The sequence below is a fragment of the Mangrovibrevibacter kandeliae genome (assembly GCF_024519155.1).
Classification (GTDB): domain Bacteria; phylum Pseudomonadota; class Alphaproteobacteria; order Rhizobiales; family Rhizobiaceae; genus Mangrovibrevibacter; species Mangrovibrevibacter kandeliae.
Genome location: NZ_JANIFJ010000002.1, coordinates 73,313 through 88,930, shown reverse-complemented (window position 1 = coordinate 88,930; position 15,618 = coordinate 73,313). Strand labels below are relative to the sequence as shown.

14 protein-coding genes are annotated in these 15,618 nt (G+C 69.1%); 11 read left to right on the top strand and 3 right to left on the bottom strand.

The window, feature by feature from the left end; all coding sequences use genetic code 11:
* Positions 1 to 93: 93 nt before the first annotated feature.
* Genes NPA30_RS06720 through argE form a run of 3 tightly spaced genes read right to left on the bottom strand, consistent with a single transcriptional unit; the run spans position 94 to position 4,089 of the window.
* Positions 94 to 1,683: an ABC transporter substrate-binding protein gene (locus NPA30_RS06720; RefSeq protein WP_256801707.1), complete on the bottom strand. Its 1,590-nt coding sequence runs from the start codon at positions 1,681 to 1,683 to the stop codon at positions 94 to 96.
* A gap of 58 nt (positions 1,684 to 1,741) precedes the next feature.
* Positions 1,742 to 2,914, bottom strand: coding sequence for a M20 aminoacylase family protein (locus NPA30_RS06715; RefSeq protein ID WP_256801705.1), 1,173 nt, complete (start codon positions 2,912 to 2,914; stop codon positions 1,742 to 1,744).
* An 11-nt stretch (positions 2,915 to 2,925) separates the two neighbouring features.
* A complete protein-coding gene (gene argE, locus NPA30_RS06710) occupies positions 2,926 to 4,089 on the bottom strand; it encodes an acetylornithine deacetylase (RefSeq protein WP_256801703.1) in 1,164 nt (387 codons plus the stop codon).
* Between the two features lie 294 nt (positions 4,090 to 4,383).
* On the opposite strand from argE, the gene NPA30_RS06705 reads away from it, so the two are divergent.
* The 11 genes from NPA30_RS06705 to NPA30_RS06655 all read left to right on the top strand — a co-directional run bounded on the left by NPA30_RS06705 (position 4,384) and on the right by NPA30_RS06655 (position 15,616).
* Positions 4,384 to 5,937, top strand: coding sequence for an ABC transporter substrate-binding protein (locus tag NPA30_RS06705; protein ID WP_256801696.1), 1,554 nt, complete (start codon positions 4,384 to 4,386; stop codon positions 5,935 to 5,937).
* On the top strand, positions 5,934 to 6,995 hold the full coding sequence (locus NPA30_RS06700) for an ABC transporter ATP-binding protein (protein ID WP_256801694.1): 1,062 nt from the start codon (positions 5,934 to 5,936) through the stop codon (positions 6,993 to 6,995). Before NPA30_RS06705 ends, NPA30_RS06700 begins: the two co-directional genes overlap by 4 nt.
* Positions 6,992 to 7,819 carry an ATP-binding cassette domain-containing protein gene (locus NPA30_RS06695; protein ID WP_256801692.1) on the top strand — a complete coding sequence of 276 codons (828 nt, stop codon included), beginning with the start codon at positions 6,992 to 6,994 and terminating at the stop codon, positions 7,817 to 7,819. Before NPA30_RS06700 ends, NPA30_RS06695 begins: the two co-directional genes overlap by 4 nt.
* A gap of 11 nt (positions 7,820 to 7,830) precedes the next feature.
* Positions 7,831 to 8,574, top strand: coding sequence for a glycerophosphodiester phosphodiesterase (locus NPA30_RS06690; protein ID WP_256801686.1), 744 nt, complete (start codon positions 7,831 to 7,833; stop codon positions 8,572 to 8,574).
* Positions 8,571 to 10,004 carry an alkaline phosphatase family protein gene (locus NPA30_RS06685; protein WP_256801685.1) on the top strand — a complete coding sequence of 478 codons (1,434 nt, stop codon included), beginning with the start codon at positions 8,571 to 8,573 and terminating at the stop codon, positions 10,002 to 10,004. The genes NPA30_RS06690 and NPA30_RS06685 overlap by 4 nt, the downstream gene beginning before the upstream one ends.
* Entirely contained in the window at positions 10,001 to 10,939 is a 939-nt protein-coding gene (locus NPA30_RS06680) for an ABC transporter permease (protein ID WP_256801682.1), read from the top strand. The genes NPA30_RS06685 and NPA30_RS06680 overlap by 4 nt, the downstream gene beginning before the upstream one ends.
* Positions 10,940 to 10,977: 38 nt before the next feature.
* A complete protein-coding gene (locus NPA30_RS06675; RefSeq protein WP_256802392.1) occupies positions 10,978 to 11,829 on the top strand; it encodes an ABC transporter permease in 852 nt (283 codons plus the stop codon).
* A gap of 371 nt (positions 11,830 to 12,200) precedes the next feature.
* Entirely contained in the window at positions 12,201 to 12,905 is a 705-nt protein-coding gene (locus tag NPA30_RS06670) for an isochorismatase family protein (protein WP_256801681.1), read from the top strand.
* Positions 12,905 to 13,801 carry a polysaccharide deacetylase family protein gene (locus tag NPA30_RS06665; protein ID WP_256801680.1) on the top strand — a complete coding sequence of 299 codons (897 nt, stop codon included), beginning with the start codon at positions 12,905 to 12,907 and terminating at the stop codon, positions 13,799 to 13,801. The genes NPA30_RS06670 and NPA30_RS06665 overlap by 1 nt, the downstream gene beginning before the upstream one ends.
* An 11-nt stretch (positions 13,802 to 13,812) precedes the next feature.
* Entirely contained in the window at positions 13,813 to 14,784 is a 972-nt protein-coding gene (locus NPA30_RS06660; RefSeq protein ID WP_256801679.1) for an ABC transporter substrate-binding protein, read from the top strand.
* Positions 14,785 to 14,788: 4 nt separating this feature from the next.
* Complete coding sequence (locus tag NPA30_RS06655; protein WP_256801678.1) at positions 14,789 to 15,616, top strand: ABC transporter permease; 828 nt, start codon at positions 14,789 to 14,791, stop codon at positions 15,614 to 15,616.
* Positions 15,617 to 15,618: the final 2 nt, after the last annotated feature.

Sequence of the window (15,618 nt, the reverse complement as noted above, 5' to 3'; positions counted from 1 at the left end):
AGGCTGCAGGCCGAAGGGAAAGGCCCGGCAGATGCCGGGCCTTGCGTGGAAGGTCGAGGCACCGGCCCGAAGCCGGCGCGCCCGATGGCTGCGTTACGGCATCGTCACGTAGCGGAAGTCGAGCACGTCGTCCGGACGCTGCGGCGCGTCGATCGTGTCCTTCACGCCCCAGGAAAGGGGCTGCTGGTGGATCGGCAGGATGCCGTAGTCGTCCTTTAGCGTCTTGAACGCCTCGTCGATGAGCGACTGACGCTTGGCCTCGTCGGTCTCCTTGTCGATCTGGGTGATCATGTCGTCGATGGCGGTGTTGGAGTAGTGGCCATAGTTGAACTGGCCGGCATTGGCCGCCTTGTCGAAGCTGTGGACGATGTTGAACAGCGTGTTCTGGGCGTCGAAGGTCGTCGGCGTCCAGCCGAGCAGGTAGAAGGACGTGTCGTTGCCGTTCTGCGGCCCAACCTTGGCGAAGTACTTCGCCTTCGGCTGGGCGTTGAGGTCGACCTTGATCCCGATCTTGGCGAGGTAGGAGGCGACGGCACGGCAGACGAGCTCGTCGTTGACGTAGCGGTTGTTCGGGCAGTCCATGCCGAGCTGGAAGCCGTCGGGATAGCCGGCCTTGTCGAGGAGCTCCTTCGACTGCTTCGGATCGTAGGCGTAGGGCTCCGCAAGGTCCTTCGAGAAGCCGTTGATCTGCGGGCCGATGAGAAGACCCGCCGGGTTGGCGGCGCCGCGCATCACCTTCTCGTCGATCGCCTTCAGGTCGATCGCGTGGGCGATCGCCCCGCGCACGTCCTTGTCCTTCAGCGGGTTCTTGCCCTTGACGTCGGAGTAGAGGAGCTCGTCGCGGAACTGGTCCATGCCGAGGAAGATCGTGCGCGCGTCCGGGCCGTGCAGCGGCTTGACGCCCTTGGCATCCTCGAGCCGCTGCCAGTCCTGCACCGGCACGGGGAAGACGAGGTCGAGGTCGCCCGAGATCAGCGCGGCGGTGCGGGTCGCGTCCTCGGAGATCGGGGTGAACACCACCTCGTCGACATTGGTCTTGAGGTCCTTGTCCCAGTAGCCGTCGAAGCGCTTGAACGTCGTCTTCACGTCGGGCTGGCGGCCGGTGACGATGAAGGGCCCGGTGCCGTTCTCATGGGTCGAGGCGTAGGTCGAGCTGGAATTGGCCTCGGCCGGGCTGGTGGCCTGCGTGGCGTTGTTCTCCTCGGCCCACTTGTGGGACATGATGTAGAAGAACGGCAGGTCGCGCGGCAGGATCGGGTTCGGCGTCGGCGTCGTCACCTTGATCGTGTGGTCGTCGATCTTCTCGATCTCCGACATCTTGCCGCCGGCGCCCTTGAGGTCCGAGCCGGGCGTCAGCGAGCGCTTCCAGGTGAAGATGACGTCGTCGGCGGTGAACGGGTCGCCGTTGTGGAACGTCACGCCCTCGCGCAGGTGGAAGACCCAGTGCGTCGGATCGGTGTTCTCCCAGGAGGTGGCGAGCGCCGGCTCGAGCTTCAGGTTGGTGTCGTAATGGGTGAGCGCCTCGTAGACGTTGCCGAGGAAGCCGAGCGTGAACGTCTCCTGCAGGCCCTGCGGGTCGAGCGACTGGATGTCGCCCTGATAGGCCCACTTGAACGTCTTCGCCTCGGCCTGTCCGCCGACGAGAGCCAGAGCGGTCGCTCCGGCCAGGATCCATCGCTTCATCCGTACACTCCTGTCCTTGAGGTCGTAAGTCATTGAGGTCGTGGAAAGAACGTCTCGGTCAGCGGTCGAGCGGCATCGCCGTCTCGACGAGCTTGGCCCAGTAGGAGCAGCCGACGGGGATCGCCTCGTCGTTGAAGTTGTATTCGGGGTGGTGGACCGGCGCGCCGTCGCCGTTGCCGACGAAGATGAAGGCGCCCGGCCGCGCGTTCAGCATGAAGGCGAAGTCCTCGCCGCCCATCACCGGCGGCGCGTCGGTCTCGACACGGGCCTCACCGACGACCTGGCGCGCCACTTCGATGGCGAAGTCGGTGCGCTCGGGGTCGTTGACGACCACCGGATAGTCCCGCTGGTAGTCGAGCGTCGCGCTGCCGCCCTGCGCCTTGGCCGTCAGCTCGACGACCTCGTGCATGCGCTTTTCGACGAGATCGCGGATCTCCGGCTTCAGCGTGCGCACCGTGCCGGCCATCGTCGCCTTCGGCTCGATGACGTTGAAGGCCTCGCCGACATGCAGCTTGGTCACCGAGACGACCGCCGCCTCCAGCGGATCGACGTTGCGCGCAACGACGGTCTGCAGCGCGATCATGATCTGCGCGGCGATGAGGCCGGTGTCGACCGTCATGTGCGGGTAGGCGGCGTGGCCGCCGACGCCCGACACCTCGATGGTGAAACGGTCGGCCGAGGCCATGATCGGGCCGGGACGGATCAGGAACTCTCCGACCGGCAGGCCCGGCCGGTTGTGCATGCCGTAGACCTCCTGGATGCCGAAGCGCTCCATCATGCCTTCCTCGACCATTTCACGGCCGCCGCCGCCGCCTTCTTCGGCCGGCTGGAAGATCACCGCGACGGCGCCGTCGAAGTTCCGGGTCTCGGCGAGGTACTTGGCGGCGCCGAGAAGCATGGCGGTGTGGCCGTCGTGGCCGCAGGCATGCATCGTGCCTGCATTTTGCGAGGCGTAAGGCAGGCCGGTCGCCTCATGGATCGGCAGCGCGTCCATGTCGGCGCGCAGACCGACCACGCGGCCGGAGCCGCTCGCCTGTCCCTTGATCAGGCCGACGACCCCGGTGCGCCCGATGCCGGTCACCACCTCGTCGACGCCGAACTCGCGCAGCTTGTCGGCGACGATGCCGGCCGTGCGCTCGACGGCGAAGAGGAGCTCGGGATGGGCATGGATGTCACGACGCCACTCGGCGATCTCGGGCTGCAGGGCGGCAAAGCGGTTGACGGTCGGCACGTCGGCGGTCCTCAGGCTGCGAGTTGGGCGATCAGACGGCGCTGGAAGGCCGCGCCCGCGGCGAGCTGCTCCAGCGTGATGAATTCGTTCGGCTTGTGGCCCTGCTCCATGTCGCCCGGACCGCAGACGACGGTCGAGAAGCTGGCGTCCTGGAACTGCCCCGCCTCAGTGCCGTAGGCGACGACGTGCTCGGCATTGTCGCCGGTCAGCGACCGCGCCAGGGCCTCGGCCTCGCCGGCCGGTTCGCGCCGGCAGGACGGGGTGTCTGAGCGCCGGACGATGTCGATGCCGGTGCCGCCGTCGACCCGGTGCATGTCCGCCTCGAGGCGTGCCGCGAAGGCGGCGAACTCGGCGAGATAGTCGGCCGACCGCTCGCCGGGCATGGTGCGCACGTCGACCGTGAAGCGGCAGTCCTTCGCCGTGATGTTGTGCGCCGTGCCGCCCTCGATGCGACCGCAGTGCAGCGTCGTGTAGGGCGGGTCGTAGAGGCTCTCGCCGGCGGTCGCCGCCGCCAGACGGTTGCGCTCCATCCGGTCGCCGAGCCAGCCGATCAGCCGCGCCGCCACCATCACCGCCGAGACGCCCTCGTGCACGACGCTCGAATGGACGGGCTTGCCGCGCACGTGGACCTCGAGACCCATGACGCCCTTGTGCCCGGTGACGACCTGCATCTTGGTCGGCTCGCCGACGATCACCGCCCGCGGTGGTGCGATGACGTTGCGCATGTCGGCGATCATGGCCGGCGCGCCGAGGCAGCCGACCTCCTCGTCGTAGGACAGCGCAAGGTGGATCGGCCGCTTCAGGCCGGCCGCCGCCATCTCAGGCGCGAGGGCGAGGGCGATCGCCACGAAGCTCTTCATGTCGGTGGTGCCGCGCCCGTAGAGCCGGTCACCGCGCTTCGTCAGCGTGAACGGATCGGTGTCCCAGACCTGGCCCTCGGTCGGCACGACGTCGGTGTGGCCGGACAGGACGACGCCGCCGGCAACGTCGGGCCCGATCGTCGCCCACAGGTTGGTCTTGCTGCCGTCGGCATTGGGCACGCGATGCGACGCGATGCCGTGCGCGGAAAGGTGTTCGGCGGCAAAGTCGATGAGCGGCAGGTTGCTGGCGCTCGACACGGTCGGAAAGCCGACGAGCCGGGCGAGCATGGCCTCACAGGCGGTTTCTGCACTCAACGCGGGTACTCCTTCTCTGCGGCGAGGGTTTCGTGTTTGTGCACACAAGTCAAGCAAGCTTCGCAGCTGGGCACTTCGTTTGCACGACCCATGGCCCTCGGATGTACAGGCCGGGCCGCAGGCGCGCGTGCTCGGTGATCTCGCTGGGTCGAACCGTCAGCGGCGTCGGGTGTGAAAAAGGCCGATACACGCGGGTCACCGAGACGTCACAGGACTGTCGCCGGATCGTGTTGTTCGGACGGTAGGCCCTCCGCAGTCTCAGGAAGTTGCGGAGCCGACATGTTGAACCGGACGATGAAAGCCATCCTTTCCGCGGGGCTCATCGCCCTCGGCAGCGTCAGCGCGATGCCGGCCTTTGCCGCCGACAGACCCGACCTCGTCATCGCCGTCGCGGACAATCCGCCGACGCTCGAGCCGGCGAAGGAGCTGTCCAACGTCGGCACCCGCATCACCTATTCGGTGTTCGACACGCTGATCCGGCGCGACTTCCTGTCGGGTGAGGGCGGCAGCGGCTCCAAGCTCGTCCCTTCGCTCGCGACAAGTTGGAAGCGGATCGACGACAAGACGCTCGAGGTGTCCCTGCGCCAGGGCGTGAAGTTCCAGAACGGCGCCGACTTCAACGCCGACGACGTCGTCTTCACCTTTTCGCCGGAGCGGCTGACCGGCAAGGAGTCGCCGCTGCCGCAGGGTCGCGCCTATTTCGGCGTCCTCGACCATGTGGAGAAGGTCGACGACCACACCGTCCGCTTCGTCACCAAGGCGCCGGATCCGCTGCTCGAGCAGCGCCTCGCCTCCTGGGCGTCCTGGATCGTCGACAAGGACGACTGGCTGGCGAAGGCCAAGGACAAGGGCTACGCGCAGTTTCCGGTCGGCACCGGTCCCTACATGCTCGACGAGTATCGCGCTGACCAGTACATCCGGCTGAAGGCGTTCGACGGCTACTGGGGCGGGACGCCGACGGCCAGCACCGTCACCTTCAAGAAGGTGCAGGAGCCCGCCGCGCGCATCGCCGGGCTCGTCAGCGGCGAGTTCGACATCGTCACCAACGTGGCGCCCGACCAGATCGCCCAGATCGACAGCTATGGCGACGTCGAGACGCGCAGCGTCGTCCTCGCGAATTCGCACGTCCTTGTCTACAACACCCACAACCCCGTGCTTGAAGACAAGCGCGTGCGCCAGGCGATGAACCTCGCCATCGACCGCAAGCTGCTCGTCGACGCGCTGTGGGACGGCAAGGCCGTCGTGCCGAACGGTCACCAGTATCCCGAATACGGCGACATGTATCAGGCCGACCGCCCGGACTTCGCCTATGATCCGGAAAAGGCGAAGCAACTGCTCGCCGAGGCCGGCTACAAGGGCGAGACGATCGTCTACTCGACCGAGCCGAACTATTATCTGAACGCCCTGCCGGCTGCGCAGGCCATCCTGGAGATGTGGAAGGCGGTCGGGATCAACGCCACCCTGAACGTCGTGGAGGACGTCGACACGATCCCGAACGATCAGCTGATGGTCCGCAACTGGTCGAACTCGACCCGCTATCCCGATCCGGTGGGCGGCCTTTGGAACACCTGGGGCCCGTTCAACTCGGCGCAGAAGACCTGGCAGAGCTGGTCGCCGACGACGTTCAACGAGGTCGGAGGCAAGCTCGAGACGACGCTCGATCACGACACGCGCTACAAGCTCGCCGTCCAGCTGATGGACATCTGGGAGGACGAGGCGCCCGGCACGATCCTGTACCAGCCGCTCGAGACCTACGGAGCGCGCAAGTCCCTGAAGTGGCAGCCCTACACCTTCTACTACATGGATCTGCGGCCCTATAACCTGAAGGACGAGGCGCACGGGCAGTGAGTCTGTCCGTCACGGAAAACGGCGGCGCCGGCGCGACCGGCGCCGTGGCGCATCTCGGTGGTGCGACCGCCGCTCTTGCCGCTCAACGGAACCCGGCGCCGCAGCCGGTTCTGGAGATCGAGGGGCTCACGGTCGGGACCGACCGCGTCGATCTCGTCCTCGACGTCTCGCTGAGGGTGGCGCCCGGCGAAACGCTCTGCCTCGTCGGCGAAAGCGGCTGCGGCAAGAGCCTCACCTGCCTTGCCGCGATGGGGCTCCTCGCCGCACCGGTGCGGCGCAAGGCCGGCAGCGTCCGGCTCTCCGGCGTCGAGCTCTCGGGGCTCGGCGAGCGCCGGCTCCGGCAGGTCCGCGGCCGCGACATGGCGATGATCTTCCAGGACCCGGTCGCCTCCCTCAACCCGGTGCAGCGGGTCGGCCAGCAGGTCGCCGAAGCGCTCCGCGTGCACGAGGCGCTTTCGCAGAAGGCGGCGTCCCGACGGGCGGTGGAGCTTTTCGACAAAGTGGGCATCGCCGAACCCGCCCGGCGCGCGGACGCCTATCCGCACGAGCTGTCCGGCGGCATGTGCCAGCGCGTGATGATCGCCATGGCACTCGCATGCCGCCCCCGGCTGATCGTCGCCGACGAGGCGACGACGGCGCTCGACGTGACGACGCAGGCCCAGATCCTGCGGCTGATGAAGGCGCTGCAGGAGGAGATCGGGACCGCGATGGTCTTCGTGACGCACGATCTCGGCGTCGTGGCGGAAATCGCCGACAGCGTCGCCGTGATGTATTCCGGGCGGATCGTCGAGACCGGCTCCGTCGACGGTGTCTTCGATGCGCCGGCCCATCCCTACACGCAGGGGCTGATGGATTGCCGGCTGCATGCGCTCGCGGCGGCTGGGGGACGGCTGGCGGCAATTTCGGGAAGCGTGCCGCGCCCGGCGGAGCGGCCGAGCGGCTGCGCCTTCCGCACGCGCTGTCCGAAAGCGTCGTTGCCGTGCGAACGGCTGCCGATGCTGGCGCCCTTCGGCGCCTCGCAGCGGGTGGCCTGCCATTTTCCAGGCCGCGCGACATGACCGGTCCGCTGCTGCGCATGGACGGCGTCGGCCGGCACTACCGGAGCGGCGGCTGGCTGAGCCGGGCCACCGTCACCAAGGCGGTCGACGGGGTGGACCTGACGCTCGCTGCCGGTGAAACGCTCGGCATCGTCGGGGAGAGCGGCAGCGGCAAGTCGACGCTCGGCCGGCTGGCTGCCGGCATCGAAATGCCGAGCGCCGGCACGGTCGCCTTCGACGATGCGCCCTACGCGCCCATCGATTCCGCCGCCTGGCGGCGTCAGCGCCGCCGGGTGCAGGTGATCTTCCAGAACCCGTCGCAGGCGGTCGATCCGCGCTTGCCGATCGTCACGCAGATCTGCGGCGCGATGGCCGCGCACCGGATCGATCCGGGCGCGGGCAGGGCTGGGCGCGCGGAGGCGATGCTCGAGCGGGTCGGACTCGGGGGCCTCGGCTCGCGCTATCCGCACCAGCTCTCCGGGGGGCAGTTGCAGCGTGCGGTGATCGCGCGGGCGCTCGCACTCGGGCCGGAGTTCATCGTCTGCGACGAGGCGGTGAGCGCGCTTGACGTCTCCGTTCAGGCGCAGATCCTGAACCTTCTCCAGGACCTGCAGGCCGAGTTCGGGCTCGCCTTCCTGTTCATCTCGCACGACCTCGGCGTCGTGCGGCACGTCAGCCACCGCATCGCCGTGATGCAGCGGGGCCGGCTCGTCGAGGATGGCCCGGCGCACGCGGTCTTCGACCGACCGCAGCATCCCTACACGCAACAGCTGATCGCCGCCCTGCCGGCCGCCTCTCCGGCGGCGCGGCGCGCGCGCGCGACGGCCCGGCCCGCCGCGGCCTGAGGACCCTGTCGATGATCCATGACGCCGTTCCCGCCATCGTCGCCCATCGCGGCTTCTCCGCGCGGTCTCGCGAGAACTCGCCGGACGCCTGGCGAGGGGCGGTCGACGCGGGCGCCGACCTCGTCGAGGCGGACATCCGCATGACCCGCGACGGCACGCTCGTCTGCTGCCACGACGCCGATCTGGCGCGACTGGCGGACCGGGCTGACGCGATATCGGAGATCGACGCGAACGAACTCGCCTCGATCACCGCCTCCGGGGCGCCGGCCGCGCCAACCCTGGACCTGCTGTTCGCGACGCTCCCGCCGACGCAGGCGATCCTCTTCGACGTCAAGGACGAGCGTCCGCAGGTCCTGGACCGGCTGGTCGGCGCCGTCGAGGCGGCCGCGCGTGGGGCGGTGATCTTCGGCCTGCATCGCACCGCCTCGGTGCGCCATCTGCGCACCCGCACCACGGCTCCGATCCTCGGGCTGCTCATCGAGGGAGAGACGGCGGACGCTTTCTTCGAGGCCGGCGGTGACATCCTGCGGCTGTGGGAAGGCGACGCCTCTTGCGATGCCATCAGGGCCGTCGCAGTTGACGGCCGGGCGGTGTGGATCACCACCGGGCACCGTGGCACGCCGCGGCGGGTCGGAGACTTCGATGCCGATGGGTTGCGCCGCATGGCCGCCGCCGGCGCCACGGGCTTCCTCGTCAACGATCCGGAAGCGGCACGGGCCGCACTTCGAGCGACCGATCCCGAGGGCGACGCATGACCCGCGAACCCGGCTCGACGCTGATCGTCTGCTTCGACGGGCTGCGGCGCGACCGCGTCACGGCGGACCGAATGCCGAATCTCGCCCGCTTCATGGCGGCGGGCGCCGACATGCTCAACAGCCGCAGCGTGTTTCCGAGCGAGACGCGCGTCGCCTCGACCAGCACCGTCACCGGCTCTTCGCCCGGCGAGCACGGCCTCGTCGCCAACCAGTTCATCAACCGTCAGGTCGTACCGGAGGGGCTGTTCAACACGGCCGACCACGACCTCCTCGCCAAGGCCGACGCAGCCGGCATCCTGATCGACCGCGACAGCCTCGGCCAGCGCCTTGCGCGGGCCGGCAAGCGCTTCGCCGTCGTCAGCACGGCGACGGCCGGCGCCACCGCCATGATGAGCTACGGTGCTCGGCCGGCCGGTCAGCCGGTATTCTCGGTGCATCCGGGCGTGGGCACGCCGGAGGTGATGCGCGAGGCCGAGGCGCGGTTCGGGCCCGTGCCTCCCGCGGCAACGCCGAACACCGCGCGCCTCGACCATGCGACGCGTGTCCTCACCGACCTCGTCTATCCCGGTCATCGGCCGGACCTCGCCATCTTCTGGATGTCCGATCCGGACATCACCTCGCACGGCTTCGGCCTCGACGCGCCCGAAACCATCGCGGCGCAGCGCGGCGCGGACGCCGCCTTCGGGCGCATCCTCGACTGGCAGGCTGGCGGGGAGGGGCCGCAGAACATCGTGGTGATGTCCGACCACGGGCAGATCACCGGCGCCGCGCGCCTCGACCTGCGGGCGGCCCTGCCGGAGCACGCGGCCTGGCTCTCGCCCGGGTACTTCTCCGGCCTCTACCTGCCGGATCCGACGCGCGAGCGCATCGCCGCTGCCGTCGAGCGTCTGACGCGCGAGCCCTGGTGCGGGCTCGTCTTCGTCAGCCTGCCCGGCGAGCCGGGTGGCAGCGTGCCGGGTGCCCTGCCGGCCGCCGTCATGGGCGGCGGACACAGCCGGTCGGCGCCGGTGTCCTTCACGCTACGCGCCGCGCCTCCGTCCGACCCTGGCGGCCTCGAGACCTGCCTCTTCGCCGGCGGCATCGCGCCGGGCGGCGGCATGCATGGCGGCGTCACCCGCGGCGAACTCTCTACGGTCCTTGCGGCGGCCGGTCCGGCATTCCGCGCCGGGCTGCGCTCCAAGATCCCGTGCTGGCTTCCCGACATCGCCCCGACCGTCCTGTCGGTGCTTGGGCTTCCCACGACCGGGATGAGCGGACGGGTCCTGCGCGAGACGCTCGCCGGCGTGGCCGAGGCGCCGCCGATGGTCGAGCGGCGCAGCCTCGAGGCGCGGCTCGGCGAGCATCGCCAGGGCGTGGAGCAGTGGCTGGTCGAGGGCCGCGCGATCACCGATCATGGCTGGTCCACCGGACCCGGGACGATGCCGGCATGAGCCCGCGCTTCGTCCTCACCAAGCTGCTGCGCGCGCTCCTGACGCTGGCGCTCGCCGTCACCTTCGTCTTCGTCGTCCTGCGCATGTCGGGCGACCCGGTGACCCAGATGCTGCCGGACGACGCGCCGGCCAGCGTGAGGGAGCAGTACCGCGAGATGTGGGGGCTCGACCGGCCGCTGCCCGAGCAGTACCTGCGCTACGTCGCCGGCCTGGCGCGCGGCGACTTCGGCTTCTCCTTCCGCGACGACCGGCCGGCGCTCGACGTCGTGCTGGAGCGCGTCCCGCTGACGCTGGAGCTCGGTCTCTCGGCCCTCGCCCTGACGCTGGGCCTCGGCCTCGGCGCCGGCATCCTCGCCGCCTTGCGCCGGGGCAGCACGGTGGACCACGCGACGATGGCCTTCACCATCCTCGGCCATTCCATGCCGAACTTCTTCCTCGGCATCCTGCTGATCCTCTGGCTGGCGATGACCTGGCGGATCCTCCCGAGCTCGGGCGTCGGCACCTGGCAACACCTCGTCATGCCGACAGTGACGCTCGGCACCAGCTATGCCGCGACCGTCGCACGCTTCACCCGCTCCTCGCTGCTGGAGGTGCTGCACCAGCCCTACATGCGGACTGCGAAGGCGAAGGGCGTCCCCTTCGGCCGGACCATCCTCCGCCACGCGCTGCCGAACGCCGGCATTCCGATCGCCACGGTCGTCGGCCTGCGGATCGGTGCGCTGATCGGTGGCGCGGTGGTGGTCGAGACGGTCTTCGCCTGGCCCGGTGTCGGCCAGCTGCTCGTCAGCTCCGTCGCCTATCGCGACCTTGCCGTCGTCCAGACCGTCGTGCTGCTGATCGCCTTCACGATGGTCGTCGTCAACTTCCTGGTCGACATCACCTATGGCTGGCTCGATCCCCGGATCGGCGCCGGGCGGCGGGAGGCCCGGGCATGAGCGTTCAGGCGGCTTCGACGGCGCGTGCCGGCGGCAGGATGCCCCGCTTCCTCGCGCGCCGGCCACCGGTGGTCGTCGCACTGTGCAGCCTCTGGCTCGTCCTCGCGCTGGTCCTTGCGCTCGGCGCCGACCGTATCGCGCCCTTCGGCTATGCCGACCAGAGCCTTCTCCAGCGCCTGAAACCGCCCGCGTTCCTCGGCGGCGATCCCTCCCATCTGCTTGGCACCGACGGGTTGGGGCGCGACGTCCTCTCGCGGCTGATCTACGCCACCCGTGCCAGCCTGCTGATCGCCTTCTGCGGCACGCTGATCGGTTCGGCGATCGGCACGCTCCTCGGGTTCCTGGCCGCGCACCTCCGCGGCTGGGTCGAAGAGGCGGTGATGCTGATGGTCGACTTCCAGGCGTCGATGCCCTTCCTCATCATCGCGCTCGCCATCCTGGCCTTCTTCGGCAACAGCTTCGAGCTGTTCCTCGTCGTCGTCGGCTTCTACGGCTGGGAGGTCTATGCGCGCCTGACCCGCAGCCTCGTGCTGCAGGCCAATGCGCAGGGCTATGCCTTCGCGATCCGCACGCTCGGCGTTCATCCGCTGAGGATCTACGCCCGGCATGTCCTGCCGAACATCCTCAGCGTGCTCATCGTGCAGGTGACGCTGAACTTTCCCGAACTGATCCTGCTCGAAACCTCGCTGAGCTTCCTCGGGCTCGGCGTCCAGCCGCCGCAGACGAGCCTCGGCCTGATGCTCGGCGAGGGGCGCAACTACATCGCGACCGCCTGGTGGATGGCGATCCCCGCCGGCATCGCGATCTTCCTCACGACGCTGTCGGTCAGCCTCCTCGGCGACTGGCTGCGCGATCGCCTGGATCCGACGCTGCAGGCGGCGAAGGATTAGGCTCGCCGCCTCCGCGCAGGCGACGAAGCGCGGGCGCCCGGCGCATCCGCAAGAGCGACGGGAACGATCGCCAGGGAGGCGGGCCGACCCGCGCCACACCGGCCCCATCGGGCACGCGGCGCGGACCGTCCGGGACGAGCGGCGCCTCACATGCTCTCCGCCCATAAGCATTCGCTTAGGGTCCGCGCGCACGGCCCTTAGGCAGTCGCCTCGCCACCGCTCACGTCCCGACGCCGGCGACGGGCGTCCTTCGCCGCGGATGACATAACCGGCTGCGCACCTTGGCTTTTTCGTACGCAGCGGCGGCTTGGCACGAGGCTTGCTGCCGTGGTGGCGAGCCCTCGCGGGTCTACAGCCGGAGCTATCCTCGCATGATCGACGCATTCGAAGACCACTGCTGGCAGGATGTCGTTCCCGCCGAAACGCTGGAGCTCTATCGTCACTACAAGCGGCCGATCGGGGTCGGTCCGCGCGCCGCTCTCCTCGCGATCGATCTCTACGAGCTGGCCTATCAGGGCGGGCCGCTGCCGGTGGCCGAGGTGTCCAGGACCTATCCGAGCTCGTGCGGCGAGAACGCCCATCGGGCCATCGAGCCGACCCGGCGCCTGTTCGCGGCGGCGCGCGCGGCGGGCCTGCCGATCCTCTACACGACGGGGGACACGCGCCCCGACAGCAAGCCGACGCTGATCCGCGCGACCAAGCGGCAGGGCCTGCGCAGCGATCCCAGCGTCTTCGCGATCCGCCCGGAGTTCGCGCCGATGCCGGGCGACGTGGTGATCACCAAGCAGCGGGCCAGCGCGTTCTTCGGCACGCCGCTGATCGCCCACCTCACGCTGCTCGGCGTGCAGACCGTCATCGTCTGCGGCGAGAGCACCTCCGGTTGCGTGCGGGCGAGCACCACCGACGGCTACTCCTACGGCTTCCACATGGTGATGGCGGAGGAGTGCTGCTTCGATCGCAGCATGCTCTCGCACAAGCTGAGCCTGTTCGACCTCCACCACAAATACGCCGACGTCATGCACACCGACGACATCGTCTCGCATCTGGACTCGCTGGCGCTGAAGGAGGCCGTGTGATGCAGCCGCGGTCCTACGGTCCCTTCGCCTATTCGCCCATCGTCCACCGCCCGCGCTGGACGCTGCCCGGCAACGCGCGCGTCGCGCTGTGGGTGATCCCCAACATCGAGTTCTTCGCCCTCGACGAGCAGGTGCCGGCGGCGGCCGGCGGCGGCGGGCTGACGCCGGACGTGCCGACCTGGTCGGCCCGCGACTACGGCAACCGGGTCGGCATCTTCCGGATGATGAAGGCGCTCGACCGCTTCGGTATCCGCGGCACCGTCGCGCTCAACAGCGACCTCTGCCGGCATCATCCCGAGATTCTCGAGGAGGCGGGCAAGCGGGGCTGGGAGCTGATGGGTCACAACGAGAGCAACACGCGCCGCCTCAACGCGGTGGCCCCGGAGGAGGAGCGGGGGATCGTCGCGCGGACCGTCCAGACGATCCGGGACGCGACCGGCCAGCAGCCGGTCGGCTGGCTCGGGTCCGGCCTCCAGGAAACCTGGAACACGCTGGAGCACCTGTCGGCCGAGGGGGTGCGCTACGTCTGCGACTGGACCAACGACGACCAGCCCTACTGGATGACGCTGCCCGGCGGCCGAAGCATTCTCTCCGTGCCCTACAGCCAGGAGCTGAACGACAAGCCGGCCTTCGAGAAGCGGCACATGACGGCGCCCGAGTTCGCCGAGATGATCTGCCGGCAGTTCGATGTCCTCTGGGAGGAGGGCGCGGAGTCCGGTCGCGTGATGGCGATCGCGCTGCATCCCTACCTGACCGGCGTTCCGCACCGCATCCGGGCGCTCGAGGAGGCGCTCGCCTACGTCTGCAAGCACGACGGCGTCTGGCGCGCCACCGGCAGCGAGATCGCCGCAGCCTATGCCGAAGCCTTCCCCTTTACCGAAGTCGAAGCCGCATGAAGGAGCGCCTCATGATCACGACCGCCCGCCTCAGTCTCGCCCTTGCCGCCCTTCTGCCGCTCGCACCGCTGGCGAGCCACCCGGCCGCCGCCGCGGAGACGATCACGCTCGGCACCGTCGGCTCCGGCTCGGCGCTGAACTGGCCGCTGCTCATCGGCATCGACAAGGGCTTCTTCACGGCGCAGGGCGTCGAGATCGACCTCGTCACCGCCCCGTCGAGCGCTGCCGTGCAGCAGCAGCTCGCCGCTGGTTCGGTCGACATGGGATCGGGCGGCCTCGTCGATCCGATCCGCGCGATCGACAACGGCGCCTCGATCGCCATCGTCCGGGTCGAGGCGAAGGCCGCGCCCTACGAGCTCTATGCTAAGCCGGAGATCGGCGGCTATGCCGACCTCAAGGGCAAGACGGTGATCGTCGGGGGCGCCAAGGACGTGACCCGCATCTATCTCGAGCGCATGACCTCGGCGAACGGCCTCAAGCCGGGCGACTACGACCTCATCTACGCCGGGGCGACCTCGGCCCGCTTCGCCGCACTGCAGAGCGGCGCCGTCGACGCGGCCCTGATCAGCGCACCCTTCAACTTTCAGGCGGCGAGCCTCGGCCTCAAGGATCTCGGCGCGACGGTCGATTACGTGCGCGACTTTCCGTTCACCGGCTATGCCGTCAACCTCGACTGGGCCAAGGAGCACAAGCCGGCGATCGAGGACTTCCTCGCCGGCTATTCCCAGGCCGTCACCTGGCTCGACGACCCGGCCAATCGGGACGAGGCGGTGAAGATCCTCGTCGCCGACACCTCGGCCAAGCCCGAGGACGCCGAGAAGACCTATGATTTCTTCAAGAAACTTGAGATCTACGACGCCCAGGGTGCGATCGACAGCGCCGGGCTCGCCAAGCTCCTCGGCGTTCTGAAGGATCTTGGCGACATCCAGGGCAGCACCGACCCGAGCCGCTTCTACGACGCCTCGCTGCTGGCGAAGGAGTAGGGACTTGACGGTCAACCTGTCCGTGGCGACGTCCAGTGACGGAGCGGGGCTGCGTGCCAGCCCCGTCCTGCTCCGCCCGTTCGCCCGGCTGTCCCGGGTCGGCTGGAGCCTCGGCTCGGTGATCGGCGGTTTCGCGCTCTGGGAGATCGCCAGCCGCTTCCTGATCGCCAACAAGCTCTTCCTCGCGGCGCCGAGCCAGATCGTGATGGCGATCGTCGCGCTGTTCGAGCGCGGCCAGCTGATGCGGCACATCGCGGCGAGCGCCAGCGAGTTCGTCCTCGGCTATCTCGCGGCCTCGGTCGCGGGAATCCTGATCGGCATCCTTCTCGCCAATTCCACCGTCGCAAAGCAGGTGCTGCAGCCCTGGATCTCGGGCCTCTACGCGACGCCGACCATCGCGCTCGCGCCGCTCTTCATCCTGTGGCTCGGCATCGGCATCTCGTCGAAGGTCGTGATGGTGGTGACCCTTGTCGTCTTCCCGGTGATCATCAACACCGAGGCGGGCCTGCGCACGACGCCGAACGAGCTGGTCGAGATGGTGCGGTGCTTCGGCGCCTCGCGGCGCCAGGTCTTCCTGCGCGTCGCCCTGCCGTCGGCGCTGCCCTTCATCTTCGCCGGGCTGAAGCTCGGCATCGGGCGCGGCCTGATCGGCGTCGTGGTGGCGGAACTCTTCGGCTCGCGCGCCGGCGTCGGGCAGATCATCAGCCAGGCGGCCGACGCCTTCAACATGCCGCAGCTCTTCGCCGGGGTGATCATCCTCGCCGTCGCCGGCGTCGGCCTGACCGCGGCCTTCGGCTGGCTCGAGGGCCGGCTCCTGCACTGGAAGGATTGAGG